This window comes from Bradyrhizobium sp. RT6a (genome assembly GCF_040547675.1).
Classification (GTDB): Bacteria; Pseudomonadota; Alphaproteobacteria; order Rhizobiales; family Xanthobacteraceae; genus Bradyrhizobium.
In genome coordinates this window covers 20,481-47,029 of record NZ_JBEPQC010000015.1, presented here as the reverse complement: position 1 = coordinate 47,029, position 26,549 = coordinate 20,481, and the positions used below count along the sequence as shown (strand labels likewise).

At 58.4% G+C, this 26,549-nt stretch carries 18 protein-coding genes; 2 read left to right on the top strand and 16 right to left on the bottom strand.

Going from position 1 to position 26,549, the window contains the following annotated elements; translation table 11 throughout:
- The 16 genes from ABIC03_RS38440 to ABIC03_RS38365 form a co-directional block, all read right to left on the bottom strand.
- On the bottom strand, positions 1–449 hold a 449-nt coding region (locus ABIC03_RS38440; protein WP_354066024.1), incomplete at its 3' end, for an ABC transporter ATP-binding protein.
- An 877-nt stretch (positions 450–1,326) separates the two neighbouring features.
- Positions 1,327–2,127 (bottom strand): ABC transporter permease, encoded by an 801-nt coding sequence (locus ABIC03_RS38435; RefSeq protein ID WP_354066022.1) that lies wholly within the window; start codon positions 2,125–2,127, stop codon positions 1,327–1,329.
- Positions 2,124–2,948, bottom strand: a complete 825-nt coding sequence (locus ABIC03_RS38430) for an ABC transporter permease (RefSeq protein WP_354066020.1) — start codon at positions 2,946–2,948, stop codon at positions 2,124–2,126. The genes ABIC03_RS38435 and ABIC03_RS38430 overlap by 4 nt, the downstream gene beginning before the upstream one ends.
- A gap of 83 nt (positions 2,949–3,031) precedes the next feature.
- Positions 3,032–4,156, bottom strand: coding sequence for an ABC transporter ATP-binding protein (locus tag ABIC03_RS38425; protein WP_502917363.1), 1,125 nt, complete (start codon positions 4,154–4,156; stop codon positions 3,032–3,034).
- A 346-nt stretch (positions 4,157–4,502) separates the two neighbouring features.
- Positions 4,503–5,612, bottom strand: a complete 1,110-nt coding sequence (locus ABIC03_RS38420; protein ID WP_354066015.1) for an ABC transporter substrate-binding protein — start codon at positions 5,610–5,612, stop codon at positions 4,503–4,505.
- Between the two features lie 895 nt (positions 5,613–6,507).
- Positions 6,508–6,888: a RidA family protein gene (locus tag ABIC03_RS38415; RefSeq protein WP_354066013.1), complete on the bottom strand. Its 381-nt coding sequence runs from the start codon at positions 6,886–6,888 to the stop codon at positions 6,508–6,510.
- A gap of 688 nt (positions 6,889–7,576) precedes the next feature.
- Positions 7,577–8,665 carry a dipeptidase gene (locus ABIC03_RS38410; RefSeq protein ID WP_354066011.1) on the bottom strand — a complete coding sequence of 363 codons (1,089 nt, stop codon included), beginning with the start codon at positions 8,663–8,665 and terminating at the stop codon, positions 7,577–7,579.
- Between the two features lie 189 nt (positions 8,666–8,854).
- The gene (locus tag ABIC03_RS38405) at positions 8,855–10,033 is read right to left on the bottom strand and encodes an ABC transporter substrate-binding protein (RefSeq protein ID WP_354066009.1); all 1,179 of its coding nucleotides are present in this window, start codon (positions 10,031–10,033) and stop codon (positions 8,855–8,857) included.
- Between the two features lie 537 nt (positions 10,034–10,570).
- Positions 10,571–11,455, bottom strand: coding sequence for a beta-keto acid cleavage family enzyme (locus tag ABIC03_RS38400; RefSeq protein ID WP_354066007.1), 885 nt, complete (start codon positions 11,453–11,455; stop codon positions 10,571–10,573).
- Positions 11,456–11,593: 138 nt separating this feature from the next.
- The gene (locus ABIC03_RS38395; RefSeq protein WP_354066005.1) at positions 11,594–12,553 is read right to left on the bottom strand and encodes a 3-hydroxyacyl-CoA dehydrogenase NAD-binding domain-containing protein; all 960 of its coding nucleotides are present in this window, start codon (positions 12,551–12,553) and stop codon (positions 11,594–11,596) included.
- 160 nt (positions 12,554–12,713) lie between these two features.
- Complete coding sequence (locus tag ABIC03_RS38390) at positions 12,714–13,496, bottom strand: carnitinyl-CoA dehydratase (protein ID WP_354066003.1); 783 nt, start codon at positions 13,494–13,496, stop codon at positions 12,714–12,716.
- The gene (locus ABIC03_RS38385; RefSeq protein WP_354066001.1) at positions 13,489–15,567 is read right to left on the bottom strand and encodes an acetate--CoA ligase family protein; all 2,079 of its coding nucleotides are present in this window, start codon (positions 15,565–15,567) and stop codon (positions 13,489–13,491) included. The genes ABIC03_RS38390 and ABIC03_RS38385 overlap by 8 nt, the downstream gene beginning before the upstream one ends.
- Positions 15,568–15,733: 166 nt before the next feature.
- A complete protein-coding gene (locus ABIC03_RS38380) occupies positions 15,734–16,891 on the bottom strand; it encodes an acyl-CoA dehydrogenase family protein (protein WP_354065999.1) in 1,158 nt (385 codons plus the stop codon).
- A 49-nt stretch (positions 16,892–16,940) separates the two neighbouring features.
- Positions 16,941–18,134 (bottom strand): acyl-CoA dehydrogenase family protein, encoded by a 1,194-nt coding sequence (locus ABIC03_RS38375; RefSeq protein ID WP_354065997.1) that lies wholly within the window; start codon positions 18,132–18,134, stop codon positions 16,941–16,943.
- Positions 18,135–18,168: 34 nt separating this feature from the next.
- Complete coding sequence (locus ABIC03_RS38370) at positions 18,169–19,632, bottom strand: 3-hydroxyacyl-CoA dehydrogenase NAD-binding domain-containing protein (RefSeq protein WP_354065995.1); 1,464 nt, start codon at positions 19,630–19,632, stop codon at positions 18,169–18,171.
- 775 nt (positions 19,633–20,407) lie between these two features.
- Positions 20,408–21,379 carry a D-2-hydroxyacid dehydrogenase gene (locus ABIC03_RS38365; protein ID WP_354065993.1) on the bottom strand — a complete coding sequence of 324 codons (972 nt, stop codon included), beginning with the start codon at positions 21,377–21,379 and terminating at the stop codon, positions 20,408–20,410.
- 927 nt (positions 21,380–22,306) lie between these two features.
- On the opposite strand from ABIC03_RS38365, the gene ABIC03_RS38360 reads away from it, so the two are divergent.
- Together ABIC03_RS38360 and ABIC03_RS38355 are read left to right on the top strand one after the other, a co-directional pair.
- On the top strand, positions 22,307–23,230 hold the full coding sequence (locus ABIC03_RS38360; protein ID WP_275174573.1) for a HamA C-terminal domain-containing protein: 924 nt from the start codon (positions 22,307–22,309) through the stop codon (positions 23,228–23,230).
- A complete protein-coding gene (locus tag ABIC03_RS38355; protein WP_354065991.1) occupies positions 23,230–25,341 on the top strand; it encodes a DEAD/DEAH box helicase in 2,112 nt (703 codons plus the stop codon). The genes ABIC03_RS38360 and ABIC03_RS38355 overlap by 1 nt, the downstream gene beginning before the upstream one ends.
- The last annotated feature ends 1,208 nt before the right edge of the window (positions 25,342–26,549 follow it).

Genomic DNA, 26,549 nt, shown 5'->3' with positions numbered 1-26,549 from the left:
AGCGCGACGCGCTGCTGCTGGCCGCCGGAAAGCTGGGCGGGCCGGCGACGGCCATATGCACCCAGACGAACCATGTCGAGCGCCCGCTTGATCTTAGCCTCTCGCTCCAGCTTCCCAAGCTTGCGAACCTTCAGGGGGAAGGCGAGGTTCTCCTCGACGGTCATATGCGGAAACAGCGCGTAGTTTTGGAACACCATGCCGATGTCGCGCTTGTGCGGCGGCATGTTGCCGATCGAGCGTCCCGCCAGCAGGATCGAGCCATGGGTGGGCGCCTCGAAGCCGGCGAGCATCATAAGGGTTGTCGTCTTACCGGAGCCTGAGGGCCCCAACATCGTCAGAAACTCACCCCGGGCGATGTCCAGGTTGAGATTCTTAACGACCAGAGTTTCGCCGTCATACGTCTTCTGAACGCCAGAAAACTCCACAAAGGCATCGTTCGTGCCCAGCATCGACCCTCTTCCCTCCCCCGCGCGCCCTGGCGCTCCCGTGGAAGACCAGACCGCGATCCTCTTGACCGACTGCAGCAGCTGCGTGCGCGGCCAGGATCGCAGCGACACACGTGCATATGGCGCCTGCGGCTGGCTCACTGTTCCCCCTCCCTCGTCTTCCCCTCCGCGACCCTGGCGGCCAGGAAAAGGCTTCTGTTTCACAAAAAATATGTATCCATTGACAGCGCTGGATTCCGCCGATTTGGACCTCCGGAGGGCCGCAATTGTGCGTTGAAGGGAAGGTTTCTGACTCTTTAGAGCGCTTCACTTTAGAGAGTCGGTTTTGAACCGGCGCACCGTCATGACATTAGGCGCGAACGTTCATCATCGTCGCGGGCATCAAACTCATAGGCGACTTCTTGCTTCAGGATTTTTCGCTTGAGCACTAGCCGCCGGCGCGAGGTGAAACCAGCCTGGTGTCCTGAGTGAGGACTTGGGCCCTAACATTCGTTCGCCGAACAACGTGTGGCCATAGTGAGCGATACTCCCTCGAGCAACGGCCGATCAAAGCATGCGTTGTTGTGGCAACACTCTGTTCTCTCGAGGTGCTATCGCGCACCCGATCGGGCATCCAGAGCTCACAAGTCCTGGTCTCCTGCGATGGTAGGTAAATTTCCCACAGAATCCGATAAGTGTTGATCATGCTGTACTGGCCCGCTCGGAAGTTAATCGGCCCGCAATCCAGCATGCTAATCTCCAGGAGCGATGGTGCACCATCGATCCCTCGGGCGCGATACACTGGTGCAGTTGATAACGCTCAAATCAGCCGTTCGAAGTCACTACAACAATCCCAAGTAATTGCGGATCGCACGAGCAGAGGCGAGCTTTTGGATCATGCTTAGCCTTTTTCGTTCTTCAGTTGCTCGGTGCGCCTGCGCATCAAGTGCGCGATGGCGAGCAGCAACGCTGTCAGAATTATCGTGAGCGTCGATACGGCCGCAATCGTGGGATTGAGCTGGAAGCGCAGGTCATCCCACATGCGCCGCGGCAGCGTGACAGCGCCAGAACCAGACAAAAACAGCGCTATGATCACCTCATCGAAGGAGGTGATGAACGCGAACAGCGCGCCGACGAGGACGCCCGGCCGGATCAGCGGTAATGTTACTTGCCACAAGGTCGCACCAGGTGTCGCGCCTAGGCTCAAGGCCGCATACTCAAGCCTGGGATCAATTCCAGCGAGGCTGGCGCTGACGCTAGTTACGACGAACGGCACGGCCAAGCAGGTATGCGCCAGCACGATGCCGATCGGCGAGCCGACCAGCCCGTAGCGGGAGAAGGCATAGTATACGCCGATCGCGACGACTATTCCCGGCACGACCAGTGGCGAAAGAACGAGGGCGGTTGTGACAATGCGTAAAGGTCGAGGCAGGCGAACAATGCCGATCGCGGCAACGGTTCCAAGCGTGGTCGAAAGCACCACGACAGCTGCCGCCACCCAGAGGCTAAGCCAAGTTGCGTCCAGCCAATCAGAATCCCCGAAATACGCCTTATACCATCTGAAGCCAAAGGCCGGTGGCGGGAACGTGAGATACGCCGCCGAGGAGAAGGAGAGCACGAACACCACAACAACCGGAAGAGCAAGGAATAGCAGGATGAGCGCAACGATCAACGACGGCACGAGGCGAACAGCACTCTTCACTTGCTTGTCCCAAAGGCGTTGCCAACCGCAGGCAGGAGTTGCGCAACGGCGACTAGGCCGAGCGCGATCGCCAGTAACAATGTGGAAAGAGTGGCGGCGTAACCCCAGTGGAGTTGATCGACTTCCTGAGCAATCAGCATCGAGAGCGTAATATCACGAGAGCCGCCCACCATGGCCGGTGTAATGTAGAACCCGAGCGCCAGCACGAAAACCAGCAGCATGCCGGCCGCGACACCTGGCATCGACAAGGGAAACGTCACTTGCCGGAAGGTGCCCCAGGGTGTGGCGCCGAGACCAGAGGAAGCCAGCGCCAGCGAGGGATCAATCTGCCGCAGCGCATTGGCAATCGGCAGGATCATATAGGGTAACAAAATGTGAACCATTGCGATCTCCGTCGCAAGCGTCGTGTTGAGCAGCCGGAGCGGCTGTTCGATTATACCGAGCGCCATCAGCGCCTCGTTGATCATGCCGTAACGGCCGAGCAACACCATCCAAGCGTAGGTCCGTACCAGCACCGAGGTCCAAAATGGCAGCAGGACCACAATTAGGATAAAGGGCGCGGTTGATCGGGCGCGAGAGAGAGCAAGCGCCACCGGATACCCCAACATCAGGGTGGCGAGCGTCACGATGAAGGACGTGCTGAGCGTGATCCAGAGAACCTTGAGGAAAACGACGTCGCCTAGCAACGCTGCATAGTGGTCCAGCGACCATTTCGGATCGTTAACACTGCGCAGCAGCATGGACACGACCGAAACGGCGTAGAACACGACCATGTAGAGGAGGAGCGGCGCAGTGAGCAGCAGCGGGGTGAGCCATGGCACCTCGCGCTTCCATCTGCTCCACTCCCATCGGCCACCTAGGATGCGCATGGATGACGTCATGCTCGAGTCGGACATTGCGTACCCTATACGATGATCGTGTCCGCGACCGACCAGGCGATCTCCACGCGATCACCAACGTCGCGGCGGCGGACCGTGGCACTGGAAGCTTCCTTGAGCACCATGGAGGTACCGTTCTCGGTCTTCAGCAGGTATCGGCAACGCTCACCGGCAAACACGGACTCCGTCACCGTAACAGCGATGCGGTTGATCGCATCGGACTCGGCAAGCCGTTCGGTGAAGCGCAGGCGCTCCGGACGGGTTGCCAACGTAATCTCCGCGCCGATTGCAGGACGCTGTGAGGTCGCGGCTCGCAGCAGCACGCCCCCGCACTCCGCAACGACCATGTCATTTTCCAGACCGCGCACAACCGCAGGAAGAAAATTGGACTCACCGATGAAGCTAGCCACGAAACGATTGCAGGGCCGGTCGTAGAGATCCACCGGCCGTCCGACCTGCGCGACCTTCCCGTCGTTCATCACGACGATGCGGTCCGACATGGTGAGCGCCTCTTCTTGATCGTGAGTCACATAGATGAATGTGATGCCGAGTTCTGCGTGCAGCCGGCGCATCTCAAGCTGAAGATTCTCTCGCAATTGCTTGTCGAGTGCGCCCAGTGGCTCGTCCATCAACAACAGACGCGGCTTGAAGACCAGAGCACGCGCCACTGCCACGCGTTGCTGTTGCCCCCCGGAAAGCTGGCGCGGATAGCGCCCGCCGTAGCCGGGCAGATGCATGAGTTCAAGCGCCTCGGCCACCAGGCGTGCCCGCTCCACTTTCGGAACACGACGCTGTTTCAGGGGAAAGGCGATGTTCTCGGCCACGGTCAGGTGTGGAAAGAGGGCGTAGTTCTGGAACACCATGCCGATGTTGCGTCGATAAGGCGGGGTATCGACTACCGATACACCGTCAATGGCGATGTCGCCCTTGCTGGGAGCTTGGAAGCCCGCGATCATCATGAGTGTCGTCGTCTTGCCTGAACCGCTGGGGCCCAACAACGTGAGGAATTCACCGGATTGAATATCAAGCGATACTCCGGCCACTGCGGCGAATCCGCCGTAACTCCTCTCCAAGTCACTGAGCGACACCGAAGCCCCGCGAAGACAACCATCGTCCCTAGGCCGAGCCGAACGCCCTGACGCTTCGTTCATAACATCCCTCTGGGTTAGCCTTAGAGCACCAGTTGACGACGACCACGAACTTCTCCAAGGGCTTGAATCTCATGGGCGGTTGCCTCGCGATTGTCCGGCCACTCTTCACAATCGTAGGACACGACGGTTTTCGATCCAGGCGAAGCTGGCAATATCGCTAACCGACCCGGCGCGACGTCCACTTGGGAAGCGAGAGGGACTCGTGACTGCAGATGCGGGTGTGGCCGTTGCCACCGCCGCATTTGGGTTGGCAATGAGCCCGGGTAAGCTACGCAGTTCTTCCCTCCAAGCGGCAGTTCAACTTAAGCTCGATGCAGCGCAGGGGCTGCTACCGGGAAAGAAGGCATCAGCCTAACAGCCACTTGTTGAACTTCGCGACAGCCATATCTTGATTGGCAATCCACCAATCGTAGTCGTACGAGATCAGCTTTTTCTTGATCTCAGGCGCGCTTGGCAGTAACGCCATTCGCTCTGGCGGGATATACTTAAAGGCATCTTCATTAACCGGCCCATATGGTATGGAGAGTGCAAAACGCGCCTGCGGAATTGCCATAGTCGAATAGGCCACGAACTTCATGGCATTGGCCTTGTTCTTGGCTCCCTTAGGAACCCCCCAACCGTCACGCCGGGCCACGCCCTGATTCCAGCAGATCGTCGCCGGCACCCCTTGCTCCTGCAACGCCGCCATCCGGCCGTTCCAGACCGTGGTCATGACGACTTCGCGATCGGTCAACATCTGCGGCGGCTGAGCGCCGGTGGTCCACCACTTCGTCACGCTCTTTCTAATCTTTTCGTAGCTCGCCAGAGCCTTGTCGACATCGAGCGGATAGAGCTTGTCAGCGGGTACGCCGGCCGCCATTAGAGCGAACTCCAACTCCGGATGCTCAGAGCCGATGCCGTATAAGGCGCGGCTGCCAGGAAATTTGCCGATGTCCCAGAAGTCGGCCCAGCTTGCCGGCGCTGCGCCGTTGAATGCATCGGTGCGGTAGGCCATCACGCTGGCCCAGACCAACATTTCCAGCCCATACTCGGACCGGTATTCTTTGCCGACACCATCGTCGACGAGGGAATAGTCGATTCTCTCAAAGTAATCGCCGGACTTCATCAGGTTCATGATGGAGCCGTTGCTGAGCTGTACGATGTCCCATTCGACGTTGCCGGTTTCAACCATGGCCTTGACTTTGGCCTGGTCGGCGCCAGGAAGGGCGCGCACCTTTATCCCGGTCAGCCTCTCGAACGGCTCGAAATAAGCCTTCTGCTCTGCCTGCTGCAATGCGCCACCCCAAGTGGCGATACGCACTTCGCCCGAACCCTTGAGGATGTCGGGGACGGTGGTCTGCTCTGGCCAAGCCGATTGTGCGCCCGCCCAGCGGCTGACGAAAGGTGCAGCGAGCCCGGCGGTGATCAGGCTGACGGCGCGGCGGCGATTCATGGTCACGATCGGACGTCCACCCATATAGGCCCTCCTTTTCTTTCAGTTCAGCGTCCCTGGAAGCGCTAGGAAACATCGACATTCACGAATGACCGCAGGATTGCGCTCAAGCGATGCAAGCAGTGTCAGCCGCGGTTAGGACGCTTCTTCGCGTGAGGCAGAACCAGATAATTCTTGGATCGTAGAGACGCCCAACGCATAAAAGCCGCGAAAATCGCCCACAAAAGCAGAAAATCCTACGAATTGAGACGCCTTGCTGCGTTTTGAACGCCGAGCAGACCGATAGCTCTCTTCGGGTCGGGAAAAACGGAGCGCCCCTCAGACACTTCGTTGCTCTCGCAAGGAGGCGCAGAAGTTTCGCTTGGCCTGACGTCAGAGAGGCGAACAGACGAGTGATCGGCTGCACAGGTTTGGGAATCGCTCTAGCGGCGGAATTCAGCTCCCCCGGCCGCTCTCTGGCTCTAGGCCACCTTTCGTTGAGATAGACGATCTCGCCGCTATCACAAGAGGCGGCGCAAGCGCGTGACCAGGATGCTCAGCGTCTTGCCATTGTTGAGGCAAGCCATTGGGATCAAGAATCCAGCCATAGGCCGATCCCGACGGAATGACACAATCGCAGAAAACCGGTCTGCACCCGTCCTGGCCGAAATCAACATTGATAACATTGATAAAAAACACGCCTGTCAGTGATTGGTGCGCTGCCGGTCTCGATAAGTGCGCGAGATTGATATTGGCAACTCAGCCGATGACCGACGATCGAGCTGCCGCGAGCCACAATTCATCCTCTGTGCCGGGCCTTGCTGGATGGACGTGTCCGCGACGGTCGTCCAGCACGATCGGCCGCAACGACGAGCGCGCGACCGATCCGTCCAGTTGCCCCGCCCCGATCCGATGACAGCGATCGGGGCGGAAGTTGTCATCAGGCCTTGTTCCGGTAAGCCCAGCAATCGATCTCGACGAGAGCACCATTCCACAACTCATGCACAGCCATCGTCATTCGAGCCGGCGGATTATCGTCCGTTGAGGAGGGGAACACCTTTGTGTATTCGGCGTGCATCGCCTCGTAATCGCTCCACTTCACCAGGTAAACGGTTGCCTTGACAACGTCTGCGGAGGTGAGGCCGTTGGCCTCAACGATGTCCAGGAGATTCTTTAGTGCCTGCCGGGTCTGTGCAGCTACTTGCGCGGCGCGGTCACCGGGGGCGGTGACGAGCCCACCCGGCGCAGTACCCAATTGGCCCGCCACGTTCAACAAATCGCCAGCCCAACGGGCTGGGCTACAAGGAATCTGCTTGCTCATTTTGTGTTCGTACCTTTCCTGAGTGGTTGATATTTGACATGCGAAAAACTGAGAGAGGAGCTCATCACACTTCAAGGAATGCTATTCTGAACATCGCGCAGGTTTTCACCGAGCTTTGATCGCTGTCGTGGCGCTTCGAGCTCACTTCGGTTTTTTAAGCAGCTTTACCACGCAATCTCGCAAGAACTCGCTCGAGACGCCGTCACCGTGGCTTCCGCCGGTGCTAACGGTCAGCAGTCCGGCATCAACTCTACAGATGCACTACTGAGCTCGCGCTCGTGCACGAGGCAGAGTCCGACGCCAATAATTACTGACGCAATTGCGGCGGCTGCGTCCGGCATGAGCGATTGCTTTGTTGGCTGAGTTGCCAGCGGATACAAGAACGCCGCAATCCGTGGCGTGGCGTGTACGCATGAGTCGCTTCATCTGCTCACGGTTCAGACGGTGAACCGCATGCGTCGCGGTTAGATCCTTCAATCATCGCTGACATTTGCCCTAGTCGCGAGATGTCGGCTGCCGCCGCTATCAGCTTTCATAATCTTTGGGTTCGCCCCAGAGCGATGTGTCCGGCTGCGTAAGCCGGCGGTCGAGGACGCAGCCCGGCATTACATTCGAGCGTGCCGCATTAAAGCCGATAAAGACAGCGCCTTTCATGCACCGCGGCCTGAACGTCTGACCGGCGCCCGAACTATGGGAACTCGCCAGCTACGTGTGTTCCAGCCACCCCTTCCCAGACGCGGAAGAAGTTCCCGCCCATCACCTTTCCCACTTCCTCAACGGAGTAATCCTCAGCCAACAAGCCATCAGCGATGGCACGGAAGTTCGCGTCATCTCCGAATTCGGCCATGTATTCCGGTTGCGAGGAACTGCCCACCTCGCGGAGAAGGTCGCTGCCGATGCCGAAGTGATCGATGCCGACGAGCCGCCTGATGTGATTGCAGTGGCGCATGAGGTCGCTCAAGCGAGGCATCCACTCTCGGACGAGAATGATGCCGATGACGCCGCCCTTCGCCGCGATAGCCCGGATCTCTTCGTCCGTGAGGAAGCGATCGAAGCCAATCTGTTCTTGCCCGTTGTAGAGGCTCTGAACGCCAGTGTGGCTGCAGATCACGGGGTGCGAAGAGAGCGCGAGGGTGTCCATGATCGTCTCGGTATTGGCATGCGCCAGGTCGATGACGATCCCAAGCTCATTGCACGCGCGAACGACCTCACGCCCAAAAGGCGTCAGGCCCCCGGGTGAGTAAGGAAATGTCTGGACGTGCCCGACTTCGTTCGCACGCATGTGAACCAATTGCAGGAGTCGCAAGCCGCGACGATGGAACTCATGCAAGTTGTCGATGAGCCCTTCCAGACTGTCCGCCCCCTCGAGAGCCGGCAGCAACGCGAGCTTCCCGTCGCGCTTGGCCGCTCGCACGGCTGCCGGGCTTTCCGCCAGCACAGCGTCGCCGTCCTCGACTGTCTTCAGGATCGCCGACAAGCGATCAAGGTCGAGTGCGAAAGGCTCCCCGCGTTTCGGACGGTACCGGCCGCGAAAGGCCGCTCCGGACCCGGGCGGGTATTGGCCAGATTCGTCGCGCTTCACGCAGCTATACGTCGCGTCGCCGACGAGGCTACAGACGACAAGGTCCATGAGGCTGGAGCGATATCGATTGAGTTCGTCGGACCCGATGCGCGGCACGCCGGGCCAGCAGAAGCCGCTCGGATGGGCATGTATGTCGACGAATATTGTCTGCTGATGGATCTGTTCGAGTCGATCCGGGCGACTTGCGTCATCCATATTTGCCTCCGTCATGCGCGCCAGCGCTCTATGATTGTGTTGTATCGAACGTATGATTCAGCGTCCGAGGCGGAAACACCAGGAGCAATGCGACCAAGAAGGAATACCGGAAGCGAAGACGCTCTGGAGCAGCGACATAAGAACGCCGAGCTGCCTAGATTCCCGTCGTCAGCCTGCCTTTCGCCGAGATCACTGGACCCGCCATGCCAGCCAGCGTTCCCCGATGTGCTCGAGATTCGTCTTGCCATCAGGGCGCTTGGCGGCAACCCACGCCGAATCCTCGTGGATCACCTTCGAGGCATTCTCTGGATTGATGCTGAGCAGCGGAACAAGATCAGAAGGCAAATGCTTCAGCTGATTTGTATTTGGTCCGGGATACCCGGTACCCAGGGTAAAGCCCGCAGCAACAGCGGCTCGATTCAGGAAGGCAATTAGCTTCTGTGCGTTTTCGGTGTTCGGTCCACCCTTCAACACCACCCCATACGTGTAACTTACGTATGCGCCATCCCAAGCCATCTGAACGGGTGCCCCTTGACGAATTGAGCTGATCGTTCGACCGTCGAAGCAACTAGTCATTACGACTTCCCGGTTGATCAGCAACTGATTTGGCTCGCTGCCCGCTGTCCACCACTTCGCTACGTGCGGTTTGATTTCGTCGAGCTTCTTGAGCGCCCTATCGATCTTGTCATCGGTCAGCGGCCAGACGTCCGATTTCGGAACCCCATCGGCCAGCAAGGCAATCACCATGTCGATTCTTGCGGTTGCTGCCAGGCCCGTGAGACCACGCGGACCCGGGAAAGCTTTGACATTCCAGAAGTCAGCCCAGTTTCTTGGCCCATGATCCCCAAGCGCCCGCTTATCGTAAACGAGCAACTGCGCCGATGCGAACACCGGGACCGCCGTCTTGAGACGGACCGATTCGGGTGTCCCCTCTAGGGATTCAGAGTCCCACAGGCTGTAGTCGATGGGTACGAACATGCCAGCGTTGTCCATGGGCGGAAAAACGGCCGCTTGCAAGAAAGCCGTGTCCCAATCGACCCGTCCCGCCTGGTTCATCGCCTTGACCTGAGGGTCGGAAACATCAGCAATCACGTCGACCACCTTGATCCCGGTTGCTTCCGTAAACGGGTCGTAGACGTATTTGCGTATTCCCTGAGTAAACAGACCGCCATATGAGAATGCGACGACTTGGCCGGAACCGGCGAGCTTATCCTTGGCAAAGGCGGTCGTGGATTGCGCGATGGCCGGAATAGCCATAGACGCGGCTGCAGCCCGCAGAATGTCCCGGCGATTGAATTTAGAGTTTTCATCGGAAGCCGAATTTATGCTCCTCGACGGCCCTTGCGGCTCTGGACGTTTGTTGTCCATGACGATGTGCTCCCTTAGCCGGTATAACTTTGAGCGTAAAACTGATGCACATTAAGCGAAATGGTGGATGAATAACTGCATCGATTCTGCTTTGGTGCTGTAGTCCTGCGCGCCGGCACTTTCTTTTGCTGGAATCGAAAGATGGTCGCCTCGCGGCCGATCAAACGCGCAAAGCAGTGGGGTACGCGTCCTACAGATCCTCAGAGGGTCATTCTCATTGCAAGGGGCCGATATACGGCGGCTCATAGTGCCGCCTGCCTTGACGCGCTCCATTCGTCGCGCGATGCGCTCGGCCGATCTGCTCGCCGAAAAGCACCCTGGAGCTTTCTTTGATATTTTTGAAAATCTCTGGATGAGTTGTGGCGAGCGCCATGTGCCAGCAATCAAGACGTCGAGCACGTAGGCTAACGCGACAGCTCCAGCTGAATTTTCTGCGACTGCAGCATGCGCCCGCCCTGCGAAGATTGTAACGGGCGACTCCGCGTTTCCAGCGGCTTAGGATCCGGCATGGCACAAGCCATGCCGGATCTAGTACGTTCAGCCGCGCTTCTTGAGACCAAGAATTGCCCGCGCCTCAGCGGGTGTGGCAACGCTGGCGCCCATGCGCTCGATAATCCCAACCGCATTTTCGACGAGTTCGGCGTTGGAGGCGAGCACGCCACGTCGAAGATAAATGTTATCCTCTAGTCCTACTCTGACGTGGCCGCCCATGGTGACCAGCTGTCCGACCATTCGCATTTCGTCCGGGCCGCAGCCGAATCCACCCCAGACGGCGCCCTGGGGTAGAATCTCTCGCATCGCCTGGAGAGCGATCGGAACGCCGGGAGCGCCATAGCCCGTGCTGAGACAGAACTGGAAAAGAGGCGGTGCCTCGATCAGCTGTTCAGATATGAGTCTCTTGGCAGTTTCAATATGGCCGAGATCAAAGCATTCAAGCTCGGGCTTCACGCCAGCTTCTCGCATGAGCTTGGCCAGTTCTCGCAGATCCGACATGCGTGCGACGAATATGCGCTCCCCGAACGCCATCGTGCCGCAATCCAAGCTGCTGATCTCTGGCTGAAGTTTGACGGCGTGAAGACAGCGCCCCAAGGGCGTTTTAAGGGTGCTTGTTTGACCAATCTTTGGCGGCTCGATGGAATCGAGCACGAGCTCGCCATCCATTCCGCTGGTCAAGTTGATGATGACGTCAGTCGATGCATCACGAAGCTTTTTGACGACCTGTTCATAGAGGTCGAACCGGTTCGATGGCGCTCCGGTGTCTGGGTCGCGGACATGAATATGAACGACCGCGGCCCCGGCCTTCGCTGCGTCCAGCGCCGCATCCGCGATTTGCGAAGGCGTGATCGGAATCTTGGGATGTTTCGCAACAACGGCAGAATTGCCGCCGGTCACGGCACACGTGATGATAACTTTCTCTGACATTTGAAAACTCCTGTGTTGATACTCTTCCATGCGATCAGTGGGGCGACGGCCCAACTATGCGAGGTTTCCTGCCGGTAGTGGCTTATCCTGACGGCGCCTGTGCCTCGCAAAAAGCGTCGATCGATGGCTGTGATCGTTTCAGACGCCGTGAGTCGACAGTCCGGCCCGGCGCTGCGCTAGGAGTACCTCGATCACCATCCTGTCGCGGGCCGCCGCAAGTTCGGTCCGGCTGCGGTCGGCGGACATGGCGCGGCACCCTTGTTCCATAGCCCGGATGAATTCAGGCGTGAACTCCGGCGGTTTAACGTGAGACAGAGACGGTTCGCTGCCCTGATAGAAGCGCTCGAAATAGGCGCCGATACCGGCGGGATTGCCCATGTTGCGGACCATGCAGGGGCCAATTGCGCTCCAGCGTGGGGCGAGACCATGCACAACTGCAGCATCGATCTGCTGGGGTGTTGCATGGCCCTCAGCAACCAGGTGCATTGCCTCCCGCTCCAGCGCCGCCTGCAGATGGTTGGCGATGAAGCCAGGGATCTCGTGATCCATGCGAACAACGATTTTCCCAATTGACTGATAGAATGCCTCAGCAGCGGCGAGCGCCGCCTTGCTGGTGTGCGCTGCGCCGGCGACCTCAACCAGCGGAATGAGATAAGGGGGGTTGAACGGGTGTCCGATGACGACGCGCGGCGATCGCGAGCCTTCTGCCTGTAGGTCGGCGATGGTGAACCCGGAGGTGGACGTGGCGATGACCGCATGGGCAGGCACCAGCGGTTCGATCTCCGCATAGAGTTTTCGTTTTAGCTCCAGCCGTTCGGGAGCACTCTCTTGCACGAAATCTGCGGCAGTGACCGCCTCCGCCGCTGTCTTCGTCCAGGTCAGACTGCCGCGATCCTCGGCACGCGCGCCGAGGCGCTCCTGGGTCGGCCAGGCCGTCTTGAGCAGTTCATCGAGCCGATCTTTGGCATCTGGCGCCGGATCCCACACGACGACGTCGAGCCCACGCGCCAGAAAGTGCGCAACAAACCCGCCGCCAATGATTCCCGTGCCAATGCAGGCAACACGGCGGATCCGATCTGGCCCACGAAAAGCGGTCATAGCTTGGCCTCGTCCCGGTTGAGCTTGCCAACCTGATAAATTGTCATTGATTGTTCCTTCTCTCGCATCGGGAGTTTACGCTGGGTCACGCCGCCGGATGAAATCCATCGGACTTTCACGTGATTAGATGGTTTGAAACATCGCGGTGGTCGGCCCCGCACTATCTGCCCTTCCAAACGGGGGCGCGCTTTTCGGCAAAGGCCCGAGCACCTTCAAGGCTGTCCTCCGACCCATAGAGTACGTCGACGGTCGCAAGCTGACGGCGTGTCAACCGGTTCATAGCGTCCTGAAACGAGAGCGATTCAGAGACACGCGCCGCTTCTTTGATTGCCGCAAAGACCAAGGGCGGGCCATTAGCGAGCAGGCGTGCGACCTCCCAGACCCGTTCTTCGAGCTTTTCCTTCGGCAGCACCTCGTTCACCAGACCCCAGCGATGCGCCTCAGCCACATCCATCCACCGCCCGGTGAAGAGAAGCTCCATTGCAATGTGATAGGGCAGGCGTTTCGGCAGCCTGACCGATGCTGCATCCGCCAACGTTCCCGCGCGGATCTCCGGCAGCGCAAAGGAGGAATGATCGGAGGCGTAGATCAGGTCGCAGGAAAGCGCCAACTCGAAGCCGCCACCCACCGCCATACCATTGACGCACGCGATCACAGGTTTGTTGAGACCGCGCAGTTCCTGCACTCCCCCAAATCCGCCGACGCCCCAGTCGCCATCGGCCGTCTCGCCCTCCGACCTCGCCTTCAGGTCCATCCCGGCGCAAAAGAACTTGTCACCGGCGGTCTTGAGAACGGCGACGCGCAAATCCGGATCGTCGCGAAACGCCTTGAAGGTTTCGCCCATCAGCCGCGACGTCTTGGGGTTGATTGCGTTGGCCTTGGGCCGGTCCAAGGTAACTTCGAGAATTGCGCCTTCGCGATGGATTCTGATCACATCAGACATTCTTGTCTTCTCCGTATACGAGCAACGCATCCGCGATCCAGGCACCCTTGCCTTCGGCACAAACGATCAGCGGGTTGATATCGAGTTCCTCGATCTCGGCATTCTGCTGCACGAAGGCAGCGATGCCCGCTATGGCCCCGATTGCCGCTGTCACGTCGGCCTTGGGGCGCCCCCGGTACCCTTCGAGCAAAGGGTAAAGCTTAAGGCCGCGCAACGCTACCTCGATGTCACTGTGTGTTGCCGGCAGCATCAGAGTGGCACTATCGCGCAGAAGTTCGACCAACACGCCGCCTGAGCCCAGCGTCATCACCGCGCCGAAGATCGGATCACGAGTGAATCCGACGATAAGTTCGGCGACACCATCGCGCACCATGCGCTCAACATAAAGCTCACTGGCGAGAGGCAGCAGATCACGTGCCGCGCTGTTGATGCTTGCAACGTCACTGAGGTTGAGCCGCACCGCCCCGGCCTCAGATTTGTGGCTGACGCCGAGCGCCTTCAGCGCCACTGGGAAACCAAGCGCCAGGGATGAGGTCACTGCCTCGGCTGCGCTACCGGCGCGCATGCCTTCGGGCACTGGCAGCCCGGCCTGGATCAGCCGCGCCTTCGCCGCTGCTTCATCGAGCGTAATACGGCCGGCTGCGCGTGTGCCAGAACCGGCAGTGTTGGCCGGTTGGGCCTCGGGCTCACGCCAAGCAGAACCAATGAAAGCGGCCGCTTGGGCGGCATCCAACGCTTCCGGAACGCCGAAGAGCGGTGTGATCCCCCGCGCCATCAGTTCTACGGCGTAGTCTTCGGGCATGTTCTCGTGCAGCGACGTGACCATTGCTCCGTTCGCCCTGTTGCTCTTCAGCGCGGCTTCGAATGCGCCCACGATGGTCCAATAGGGAGCAGCGTTCGAACAGCGGTCGGGGCGCTGGAAGTCGAGCACCGCCATATTGAGATCGAAGCCGCCCGACACCATCGCGGTGAAGGTGGAGGTCAACGCCGGCTCGTTGTTCCAGGTGAATGTATTGTAATCGAGAGGGTTGGCCACCGCCACCAGCGGCCCGAGCGTTGATCGAACACGTGCACGGTGTTCCTCAGTGAGGCCAGGGAAGCACACCATGCGACCTTCCGCGGTGTCAGCCACTATTGAAGCTTCGCCACCCGAGTAGCTCATTGACGACAGGCGGTATCCCGCCAATGGCCCGGTGACGTGCAACAGTTTCAACGTTTCAATAAAGGTGGGAAGGGAATCCACCCGGGCGATTCCGAGCCGCTTCAGGAACGCGCCGGATGCGGCGTCGGAACCAGCAATCGAAGCCGTATGCGAAATCGTCGCCTGCCGGGCCTGCTCCGAACGGCCGGCTTTCATGGCAATGATCGGCTTTCTCAACTCTCGCGCGCGTGCCGCCAGTCTTTCGAAGCCGGCCACTGAGTCGAAGCCTTCGATGTGCAGGCCAAGCGCGGTCACGCGCGTATCCTCGATGAGGCCGTGCGCAATTTCGGAAAGCCCGGTCTGCGCCTGATTTCCAGCTGTCATCAGAATGGCAATGGGCAAACCGCGCTTTTGCATCGTCATGCTGATGGCGATGCTAGAGGACTGCGTGATGATGGCGACGCCAAGTCCACCCTCGGCAAGTCGGATTCCACCATGCTGGTCCGGCCATAAAAGCGCGCCGTCGGCGTAATTGATCAAGCCGTAGCAGTTGGGACCGATGATCGGCATCTCGCCGGCGGCGGCGACCAGTTCGGCCTGCAGCCTCTCGCCGTCTGCGTCATCGGCTTTCGTCTCAAGAAAACCGGCGGCAAAACAAACAGCAGCTCCGGCATTCCGCTCAGCCAGCGCCCTGATCACCTCTATGGTGAGGTGCCGGTTGACGCCGACCCAAGCAGCATCCGGCGATCCGGGTAGCTCGGCCACGGAACGGTAGGCTTTCCTGCCGGCAACCTCGTCTTTGGTGGGGTGGACTGGCCACATCTCTCCAGCAAAGCCCATCTTGATCGATTGCGCGACGACAGTGGCTGCCTGCTTGCCGCCAAACACGGCGATCGATTTGGGCCGCAGAAGACGCTCGAGCTTGCTCATTGATCAGCCCCGTTGCGCGGCATCGCCATCGAAATGCGCTTGAGGCATTTTCGGTCCTCCTCCCAATTGTGCTCGATGCGGAGCGGCGCAACCCGCCCGACCGGAAGGTGTGATGACGCAGACGCGAGAGCTGAACATGACATTCGAATTCGACCGGAGTTGTTCTTCAATTGACTTGCCCGCTACTGAGCCCTCCAAGGCCGGCAAGCCGCTTCAGGTGATGGTCGGCATCTCCAAAAAGCATGTCGAGCATGGTCACATGCTTGAAATAGTGGCCGATGCTGTACTCCATGGTCATTCCAATGCCACCATGGAGCTGGATCGATTCATGGCCGATTGCCTTCGCGGAACGTCCGATCTGGACCTTCGCCGCGGAAATGGCACGCTCGCGCTCGGTCGCGTCGTCTTCACCCGCCATCATCGCGGCATACATGGCCATCGAGCGCGACTGCTCCAATTCTACGAACATGTCGACGGCACGATGCTGCAGCACCTGGAAACTACCGATCTTCTTGCCGAACTGCTCGCGCGCTTTCAGGTAGTCGAGCGTGATCTGCTGCATTGTTTCAAAACAGCCGACGGCTTCCGCGCAGAGCGCTGCGACCGCCTCGTCCGCCACCCGGGTGATGATTGGAAACGCGCCTTCTGGATCCCCAATGACGTCAACATTCTTGATGCGAACATTCTGAAGGATGATTTCGGCCGCACGCAGACCATCCTGTGTCGGATAGCCACGGCGGCTAAACCCCGGCGCGTCTGCGTCGACAATGAAGAGACCGATCCCATTCCTCTCGCGTGTATCTCCGGAGGTGCGCGCAGAGACGACGATCTTATCGGCAGTATCGCCGTGGAGGACGAGGCACTTTGTGCCATTCAGTATCCATTCGCCGCCGTCTTTCTTCGCCTGCGTCTCGACGTCGAACAGATCGTACCGCGACTGCGGCTCGGCATATCCGAAGGCGAGCTTCAATCGGCCTTCCGCGATACCGGGGATCAGATTGGCCTTTTGTGCTTCGCTCGCCCCAAGCCGAAGCAGCCCGCCGGCAAGGACAACCGTTGCGAAATACGGCTCGAGGATCAGCGACTTCCCGAACGCCTCCATCGCAATCATCGTCTCGATGGCGCCACCGTCGAAGCCGCCATGATTGTCAGAAAATGGCAATGCAAGCAGCCCGATTTCTGCGTACCGTGCCCACATTGCGTCACTATAGCCCTTTGCGTCCGTCTGATAGGTGCGGCGCTTCTCAAAGCCGTAGCTGTCGGCCAACAGTCGCTCTACGCTATTTTTGAGGAGCTGTTGTTCCTCCGATAGGTCAAAGTTCACGATCAAAATTCTCCTGAATGAGAGGCGCCTGGCCAATCTCGTTCGAGCATCACAGGCCGAGGATTGCTTTTGCGATGATGTTCTTCTGGATTTCTCGAGACCCCGAATAGATTGATGCCGCGCGGCTGTAGAAGTAGCCGGGCGCGGCCGTTGCCGCCCAGTCGGGGCCGATCGGCGGCTCGTTACCTTCGAGTTGGTCTTCCGAAAGATAAGGAAGGACGTAAGGACCGGCCAGGTCCATCAGCAACTCCGCAATCTCCTGCTCGATTTCGGCACCCTTGAGCTTGAGGATGGAGCTTGCAGGATCCTGCGCACTCTTCTGCTGCCTCGAGGCGTTCGCTAACACCCGGAGCTGCGTCATTTCGAGCGCCTTCAGCTGGACTTCGAGGGCGGCGATCTTCTCGCGAAACGAGCCTTGGTCTATGATCGGCTCCCCGTCGGCGCAGGACCGTGCGGAAAGCTTCTTGATGCGACCGATGCTTTCTTTTGATGAGGTTACGCCAGCGTCCGAAAACCGTTCGTTCGCGAGAAGAAACTTAGCGTAGTCCCAGCCCTTGTTCTCTTCGCCGACCAAGTTCTCAATCGGAACACGAACATTGTCGAAGAAAATCTCGTTGACTTCGTGACCACCGCTGATCAACTCGATCGGGCGCACTGTGACACCAGGGGTCTTCACATCGACCAGGAGGAAAGAGATACCCTGCTGTTTCTTTGCTTCGGGATTTGTCCTCACCAAGCAGAAGATCCAATCAGCGTATTGCGCCCAGGTCGTCCAGGTCTTCTGACCGTTGACGACATAGTGGCCGCCGTCACGTACCGCCCGCGTTCTGAGTGAGGCAAGGTCTGAGCCCGCGCCTGGCTCCGAGAAGCCTTGACACCACCAATCCTCAGCATTGGCGATACGCGGCAGGTAGTACTTCTTCTGGGCCTCATTGCCGAAGGTGTAGATTACGGGACCGACCAGAGACTCGCCGTAGCCAAACTGTGTCCATGCGGGAAACGCCCGCACCTCCTCTGTGAAGATGTAATATTGAACCGGATTCCAGCCCGCCCCCCCGTAGTCCTTTGGCCAGGTGGGCACGCCCTTCTTGTAGAGGATGCGCACTCCGGCGGCCTTTTCGTCTTTCGACAGCTTTCGCCCTTCAGCCAACCTGCGCCGCAACCTCGGCGGCATGTTGTCTCGCAAGAGCTGACGTATCTCTTCTCGGAAAGCCCGCTCGTCGTCTGTGAACGCGATATCCATCGATTTCTTTCGGTGAGCAATTCTGGCTTCGATCTCAACGCTGCCGTATACTGGCGCCGACGCGCTCGGGACGAGGCAACTTGGCGTGCCGTTCGGCGAGTTCTAGCAATCGCTCGCGAACCTCGCCCCGCACGGGCGCGCTACGCCGGCTGCTGGCGTCGACATGAATTAGCATCTGTTCCGCCATCGCAACCGGCTTGTCGTCTGCCTCACGGGTAAGAACGTGAAAGACATGAAGGCGCTTGTCCTGTGCACCGAGTACCTGCGTGAGAACCTGGGCACGATCGCCGGCGCGCAACTCCCCCAGGTGGAATAAGTGGGTCTCGACTGTGTAGAAAGCACCGCATTTTGACCGGTACTCGCTGTCCACGCCGACATAACGTTCCAGGGTGCCTGTGGCTTCACTGAAGAGCTGGAGGTAACGGCTCTCATTGACGTGTCCGTTACTGTCGAGCCAGTCAGAGGGCATCTGGGCCGGCGGCATCCGCAGTGGTCCGCAGCCATCGTCGATTTGGAAGTTGGCCTTGCGCAGCCCCTGCTCCCAAAGGGCAACTGTCTCGCCCGCGCCATAGCCCTGTGAACGCAGTCCTTGAAGAAGGGCCACGTAGCAGTCATCGCGTTTCTGTTCGATCTCAAGGCCGCTAAGCTTCTCACCTCGATCGTCCGCTTGCTTGGCAAGCTTGTCGAGGAAAGCGTCCGTGAGCTCTGGCACCTTAGTGAGCTTCGACCACGGCCGCTTCAGCATGGGCCCCCATTGCTGCATGAAGCGGCGCATGCCGCCTCCGCCGCCTGCAATGCGGAAGGGGCCCATAATCGCCCGGCGCAGCCCGAAGGAGTAGCGGATAGCGTCATCGACCTCCTGCACCGTGGCTAGATCATCGTGCACCAGCCAGAGCGCCTCGCGCCACATTGCCTCCTGGAGCCGGTTTGCGATGAAGCCGTCTACCTCTTTGCGCACCACGAGCGGGTGCATTCCGACTCCCCGGTAGATCTCCGCCGCCCACTCCAGCGCCTCGGGTGCCGTTCTCTCTCCACCACACAGTTCGACCAGCGGCAGCATGTAGACTGGATTGAAGGGGTGTGCGACAAGAAAGCGCTCCGGCCGATCCATCTCAACCTGTAGCAAGGACGGGCGAAGACCTGAGGTGGACGAGCAGATCAGCGTCTCCGGCGCGGCCGCTCGGCTGGCAGCCCCGAGGAGTTGCTGCTTGAGATCCAACCGCTCCGACGCCGACTCCTGCACGAGATCGGCGCCCCGCACCGCCTCGGCAATCGAATCCGCAACCGACAGACGCCCCTCAGGTGGCAGCGCGACTCGCGTCAATCGCCGATATGCCCGCCGCGCGTTCTCCAACTGCTGCTGTACGCGCTCCAGTGCACCAGGCGCGGGATCGTGTAGCCGCACGTCTATCCCGTTAAGAACAAAGCGCGCAGCCCAGCCGCCACCGATCAAGCCGCCCCCTAACAGTCCGACTGTTCGCAGCCGCCTCTCAGACATGAGTCTTCACCTCACGACGGACGCAGAGCGCCGCCTTTTTGCGCACGCAGCTCGGGCTCGGCCCAAGACACCCTGCACCGCCCAGTCGCCCAATCCGGCATTGGTCGCCAGCCGCGCCTGTGCTGACGGACATGGATGCGCACAGCGGTGGCGCCAGCCCGAGCCGTGTTGATGCCGACTCTGTTCTCTGCTCCTGCGTCAGCGGCGGATGCGGACTCCAATCGACCGCAAACCTACCTCCCGCAACCGCACAGGTGATGACTGCCTCCGGAACCATTCCACCCTCTACCGCCGCTGAATCATTCAGCTTGAACACGGGCAGCGACACGTTTTGTCTGCGGGATTTGTACTTCGCCCCGCGATCTGGTTTTGATCGATAAAGTCAGATGACAGGCAGAAATCCTGCGTATCTTCGGTAACCTACGAAGTTATTGCCGCGCCGCTCTCAGTTTGATGCCAGGAGACCACCCAAGCGGGACAGATCGGGGAGAGCGGGCGGGCCATCTTTGAGAACAAGGGGATCGCCGAAGCCGAGGATTGAACCAGCGCGAGCAGGTGAGCAAATTCTCTGATATTTGGCTGCGTATTCTGCCGCAACCACTCTCACTCGATGATGCTCATCGGCCGACGGAGAGAGCACAAAAAAAGGGCCACTCCCGAAGGAGTGGCCCGCAGTTATTGGGGAGGAACTCCCCACGCGAGACCCTCTGAGATCAAGCCGCAGCCCGATCAATAGGCGAAATGAAGAAGCGAGCACTCGCCGGAAATCGTCCAGTCAGTACCCTCGCGTCAGGTCGATTACATTTTGCAATGGCTTCTTATCGATAAACCGTTGCAGGTTAGCGGCGAATATCTCGAACAGGCGCGCGGAGTAGTCGCTCGGATACCCGGAGACGTGGGGGGCGACGAGTACATTAGGCATCGTCCAGAGCGGACTGTTGGCCGGGAGCGGCTCCTGCTCGAACACATCGAGAAGAGCCCCCGCTATGGTGCCTGCTCGCAACTCTTCCACGAGCTCGCTCTCCGCAACGACTGACCCGCGAGCAATATTCACCAGAAAGGCACTGCGCCGCATTAGACGAAGCTGCTCACGCCCAATCAGCCTGGTCGTTTCGGGAACGAGGGGAACGGCAAGCACAACGAAGTCAGAGAGTTGCAAAAGCTCTGCAAGGCCATTGGGCGGGAGGAGCCTGTCGACGCCCTCCACTGGCGCGCTGACATCGCGCTTCGTGCCGAGCACTGTCATCCCCGCGCCTTTGCCGCGGCGGGCGATGGCAGCTCCGATCGAGCCGAGCCCGACGACGCCGAGCGTCTTCTGCGAAATCGGCGGTACCGGACGTGTGTGCCACTCCTTGCGAGACTGCTCCTGCATGAAGCGTGGGAAGTCCCAGTGCATCATGCCAATGCCCGTCATGACAAAATCCGCGATGGAATCGCCATGGACGCCTCGAGCATTGGTGACGATGAGATCGCGGATACGGTTGCAAGTCGGCAAAATCGCGTCGATGCCCGCGGAGGTCGACTGGAACCAGCGTAGCCGACGGGCCTTGTCCAGGACCTGGGGAGGAAAATCAATCCCGGAGCCAACAATGACATCAGCATCCGCCACCTGGGATTCCAGTGACGCAGTATCTTTGGCGCTCAAGACGCGCACGGTCGGAAAGCGCTCATGGACGCGGCGCGCAACTTCGGACCCATGGACCAAGACGGTGACGGCAGCGATAGCGGAAGATGTGGACGATGTCATCACCGGCTCGTCCTTGTTACTCGAGTAAACCGAAAGGACTTTTGAGCACCAGCGCGCCCTGTGCTTCCCTTAAACGCACAGGTGATGAACACCTCGGAAGTCAATGCACCCTCTCCTGTCGTTGGAAGCCCGGCCTGTCCCCGCCCCGGGCTTAGCTATAAAGCTATCACGCAGCTTGTATTCTGCTGAGGGATCGGAATTTGACCGATGTGGTCTGTTACAAGCCGAAATCCTGCGCATGCGTGGCACAAGATGAAGCTTTTCTAGCTACGGCCACGCGCGATAAGGCGGCTCGCCAGATGAGCAGCGCACGATCGGGGCCATCGGGCACATTGAGATAACCAGTTGCCCCATGGGTGTTGGCAGGACGACCTCGCTTCTACAGCCATCGGCGTTAGTTGAGCCCAAATCCCAGAGGGCAAGGTCAGGTGATCAGCTTGGCCGCTTTGCTCTTCCCGATGAACTCGACCCGCTCTCATTCTGCGGCTCTCCATCGCGTACGAATGCATGAGCGGGGCAAGGCCCCTGCTGGCGACCCGGACGGGCGCCACGAGCCTCTCTCGCGGCCTGTAACGCGTCACGGCAACCGCGCGACACTCTTACGCTCAGCCTCTAAGTGAGAATGTGAATCTGCGAGGGGGCTTGGCCCTTCGTGCGATTCTTCATGGGAGTTGGCATTGAGGTGCCACGGCCGCAGGCCCTACCATGTGGGTGGCAAGGTCGCCCCCGCAGAAAAGGGCACCTGCAGGGGCGTGAGCAAAGCGACCCCGAAGCCGGCACGCGTGACCGAGTGTAGCGACGAGACCGGTTACCTTTTCAGATAAAATAGCCGGGCAAATGCACCAGCATCCCCCTCTACCTACGAATGTGCAGTAGGAACCTGTACGAATCTGAAATATGTGTAAGTTTTTGGGGGTAATTATAGCGATGACCGGCTTGTCATTCGAAATCCTTATTGATGACGCCCTTGCCGGCATCACTTCCGTGTCTCAGCTCACCACTTTGGTAAACAAGCGCGTTCTTAGCTTAATTAACGACTTCGAAGACACCGAGTGGCGGTATCTCAAATTCCAGAGTTACCTCTGGGACAATATAGCTGAAACCGCATTGTCCCAAAGAGAGCGATCCGCACTTGTGGATCAGAGTCACAGCAGCCTCATAGCAGCCGCTCAGAACCTCAGATTGACTGACAAGGACGAGGTGGGTCAGGGAAGCGAAATAGCCGAAGTGTTCTTGTATGGCCTAATGCGCCATCGTTTTGGCGCTCTGCCTGTCGTTCCGAAGATATTTTACAAACAGAATGTTCAGGACAACGCCAAGGGAGCAGACAGCGTACACATTGTAGTGAAGGGCGACGACTTCACACTGTGGTTCGGCGAAGCGAAATTCTACAACTCCATAGCTGATGCTCGCCTCGATGCAGTAGTGACCTCCGTCTTGAACTCACTATCGACCGATAAGCTGAAGAAAGAAAACGCGATCATCACCAGCGTCTCGGACCTGGATGGACTGCCAATCCCCGCACGCCTTCGAGAGAAGATCAAAGCCGCTTTGAGCAACCGCGAGTCGATCGACAAGCTGAAGGCGAAGATTCATATACCGATCCTTCTATTACACGAATGCCTCACGACGGCCGCTGCCAGCGAATTATCGGAGACCTACAAGACGGAGTTGGCCGCCTTTCACAAGGAACGGGCTGAATCTTACTTTTCAAAGCAGCTCGCAAAATCCAGTTCAGTTCACAAATACGATGATCTCAACTTCCACATCATACTCTTTCCGGTCCCAAGCAAGAAGAAGATCGTTGATGCGTTTGTCCACGCCGTCGCCTTCTACAAAGGACAGAAATGATGGAGATTTTTGACACCTGTCAGGAGATTAACGGGCTGCTATCGATCCAGAATGAGCTGGCTGCGAGAAATCTGTTGATACAGCTGCTGGCAGACTTGGATCGGGCCAAGACGCCCTACCCGCAGTTAGTGAACCAGATGATCCGCGCGACGGGCCTGTTTCCCTACCTGCAGCTTGAGAGCGCGTCGTGGGACCAGAAATACGTGCATCACGCATTTGAGGTTGACGTTGGCCGCCGATTGGCAACCCTACACCGAGAGCAATCCTCTGTCCTTGCCAGACTTCTGAACGGGAGGAGCGTCGCGGTAAGCGCCCCAACGAGCTTCGGAAAGAGCTTTATCATTGACGCGTTTATAGCCGCGAAGCATCCGGACACGGTGGTGATCATCGTTCCGACAATCGCGCTCATGGACGAAACACGAAGGCGACTGTTCAAGAAATTCTCCGAACACTACACGATCATAACGGCACCGGATACGCGGCTCGGACCTAAGAACATCCTCATCTTTCCGCAGGAGCGCGCCTTCGGATACCTGGCGTCCCTTAAAACGATCGACCTTCTCGTCGTCGATGAATTCTACAAGGCGAGCCAAGAGCACGATCCCGAGCGCGCCTCCTCTCTGGTAAAGGCGATCTTAAAACTTTCGAAGAAGGCAAGCCAGCGGTACTACCTTGCACCGAACATCAAGAAACTCAACGATAATGCATTCACGCGCGACATGGAGTTTGTTGAACTCCTCAATTTCAATACCGTGTACTTGAATATCCAAGAACCGTACAAGGAATTTGGAGGAGACGCCGCCAAGAAGGGCGCGAAGTTGATTGAGCTGATTTCTCCGGGCGATGAAAAAACACTCGTCTACGCTGGTACTTACGGTGAAATCCGAAAAATTGCCGACCTTGTCATCAAGAACCTGCCAGCCGTAGATCGGATATACACTTCAGCGTTCGCCAAGTGGCTGAGGGAAAATTACGAAGAAGACTGGCTCTTGGCCGATCTGGTCGAGCGGGCCGTCGGAGTTCACAATGGCAGCATGCACAGGTGCCTGAGCCAGCTGCAGATCAGGCTGTTTGAGTATGAGGACGGCTTTGACAGCATTGTCTCCACGTCTTCTATCATTGAGGGCGTCAACACTTCTGCTCAGAATGTGATCGTATGGCGCAGTAAGCTTGGCAGCACCAACCTCAAGGATTTTACATACAAGAATATTATTGGCCGCGGCGGGCGCATGTTCAAGTACTTCGTCGGCAACATCTTTCTGTTAGATGCGCCGCCAAAATCGGAAGATGCCCAACTCGAAATCTCGTTCCCAGATAAGATGCTGGGAACTCTCGACGAAGATGGCGATGCAGACCAGCTGACAGACCGTCAAATTGAAAGGATCGTCGAGTACAGAACCCAAATGTCCGACATCATTGGCGAGGAACAATTCGCACGTCTCAAGAAGGACAATGTTCTGCAGGACAGCGACGCAGACTTTCTGCTGCGCTTGGCAAAAGATATGAGAGACGCTCCAGATGATTGGAGGGGCTTCGGCTATCTCAACTCATCAAATCCTGCCCAGTGGGACTCCATGCTGTATAAAGTGCTCAGGCTCAAACCCAGCGGTTGGGATACAGCATGGTCTAACGTGGTGAATGTGACCAAGGAGATTGCGCACAATTGGCGTGATGATTTGTCCCAGATTATTTCAACACTGAGGCGAAACGGTATCAGCATAGAGGACTTCTTCAAGCTGGAGAGGACTGTTACATTTAAGTTGTCTGCTCTCCTCGGCGACACAAATGAACTTCATAAGATCATCGTGAACCCTGCTGTTGATATCTCAGGGTTCGTAGCCAGGATGAGCCGCGCGTTCCTTCCTAGTGCAGTCTACCATCTTGAGGAATACGGCCTACCGCGCATGATATCGAAGAAGATCCATGCGGCCGGTCTCATCAATTTTGAAGATCCTGACATGGATCTCCTCAGGGCACTCGACCGATTCAAGTTTTTGGGGATTAACGCCGTACTAGCGATCAAATCTCTAGGACCTTTTGATCGCTACGTTGTGCGCTTCTTTTTCGATGGGATTACTCCTGACGAGTCCCAGACACCGGATGACGCTTGATAGCATGGTGTGCTCAAGGGACGCCGATTACACTCCAGGCGGCACTACGCGATCCCACTATTGGCAGTTCATCCCTAGAGTGCGTGCGATAATTGGAGAGCTCGACATCGATCGTCGGTTGCCCCTTGCGCGCCTACTCAGCCCAACTGTTTTCTCCGACGCGTTGGCGCCCTGGACGGCAATCTCTGAATGCAAAGCACCCCTATGAGAAGCGAAGAGCAACCAGAAGAAATGTTGCATCGTTCCTGATGGTGATGCGCAGCTTCGTCGATCGAATCAAGGCGATCGAGGCGAGGAGGGGGTGTTCTCGATCTCGATCTGCCATCCTTGACGAAGATGCTTAATACGGTGACGTCGCATTGCGTCCGGCTGGCCGCGACCAGCGCCACGCCATATGTCCGTCGAATTGCGTTGCACCAAGCTGCTGATTTGCGCGAAATTCTATTGAGGGATTTGGGCGGATTCCCGATCAGGAGCTGTCGCTACAACTACGACGTCCGCCCAGTCCAGCTCAAAGCGGGTAACATACGCTTTATTTTGCCTTTGTCCGCAACGGGACAGCCCTGATTGGAGCTGCGGGCCTCGCCGCCCCGACCGGGGGGTTCTGCGCTCCTCGGTGGGACGGAACCCATACCTGCCGTCGGGCGTGAAGAATGCCAACGTTGGGATGATCGCTGATCCGAAGAAGAGGATCAATATCGGCCGGCTCGGGTACAGTGACGAGGAGGGCCCTTCTCAAACCCGGGCCTGATACAACTTGCTCCACAGCTCCAACGTAATTGCGGATGGCGTCCTCATCGAGGGCGGCGATCGGAACGTGAAGGCATTCGGGCAAAGCCCATCGGGTGAGGACTATGTCTTTCGCGATGTCATCGATGAGCAATGCCATGGCTGCCCCGTTGAAGCAGTGTAGCGCTACTTTTGTCGCGGCTGAACGGACCTCTGACCGTGGAATGCCTCGTACCTGGAGGCGAGCTTAGCCTTGGGATCCGACAATCTTGTTGCCGGACAGCACGAACGTCTTGGAGTTGACGTCACTGTCTAGAGACCCCTTCTTTTTGGCGCGCACAAGGGTCGAATGTTCCAAGCTTTGTCCACTCGAGGTGTCGCTATCCGAAGCGTACTTCTTGGCGACCTTGACGAATTCCTCCGCCACGCGGTCTGCCTTCTGAGCCGGCTTAGCGACTGAATCGATGCCCTTTGACGGG

What these genes read in the sequence shown, in the direction of transcription:
- ABIC03_RS38405 (WP_354066009.1), bottom strand. Translation starts at nt 10,033, where the DNA reads ATGGACAACAAACGTCCAGAGCCGCAAGGGCCGTCGAGGAGCATAAAT.
- ABIC03_RS38400 (WP_354066007.1), bottom strand. Translation starts at nt 11,455, where the DNA reads ATGTCAGAGAAAGTTATCATCACGTGTGCCGTGACCGGCGGCAATTCT.
- ABIC03_RS38385 (WP_354066001.1), bottom strand. Translation starts at nt 15,567, where the DNA reads ATGAGCAAGCTCGAGCGTCTTCTGCGGCCCAAATCGATCGCCGTGTTT.
- ABIC03_RS38395 (WP_354066005.1), bottom strand. Translation starts at nt 12,553, where the DNA reads ATGACCGCTTTTCGTGGGCCAGATCGGATCCGCCGTGTTGCCTGCATT.
- ABIC03_RS38415 (WP_354066013.1), bottom strand. Translation starts at nt 6,888, where the DNA reads ATGAGCAAGCAGATTCCTTGTAGCCCAGCCCGTTGGGCTGGCGATTTG.
- ABIC03_RS38390 (WP_354066003.1), bottom strand. Translation starts at nt 13,496, where the DNA reads ATGTCTGATGTGATCAGAATCCATCGCGAAGGCGCAATTCTCGAAGTT.
- ABIC03_RS38375 (WP_354065997.1), bottom strand. Translation starts at nt 18,134, where the DNA reads ATGGATATCGCGTTCACAGACGACGAGCGGGCTTTCCGAGAAGAGATA.
- ABIC03_RS38360 (WP_275174573.1), top strand. Translation starts at nt 22,307, where the DNA reads ATGACCGGCTTGTCATTCGAAATCCTTATTGATGACGCCCTTGCCGGC.
- ABIC03_RS38425 (WP_502917363.1), bottom strand. Translation starts at nt 4,156, where the DNA reads ATGAACGAAGCGTCAGGGCGTTCGGCTCGGCCTAGGGACGATGGTTGT.
- ABIC03_RS38410 (WP_354066011.1), bottom strand. Translation starts at nt 8,665, where the DNA reads ATGGATGACGCAAGTCGCCCGGATCGACTCGAACAGATCCATCAGCAG.
- ABIC03_RS38420 (WP_354066015.1), bottom strand. Translation starts at nt 5,612, where the DNA reads ATGGGTGGACGTCCGATCGTGACCATGAATCGCCGCCGCGCCGTCAGC.
- ABIC03_RS38355 (WP_354065991.1), top strand. Translation starts at nt 23,230, where the DNA reads ATGGAGATTTTTGACACCTGTCAGGAGATTAACGGGCTGCTATCGATC.
- ABIC03_RS38365 (WP_354065993.1), bottom strand. Translation starts at nt 21,379, where the DNA reads ATGACATCGTCCACATCTTCCGCTATCGCTGCCGTCACCGTCTTGGTC.
- ABIC03_RS38370 (WP_354065995.1), bottom strand. Translation starts at nt 19,632, where the DNA reads ATGTCTGAGAGGCGGCTGCGAACAGTCGGACTGTTAGGGGGCGGCTTG.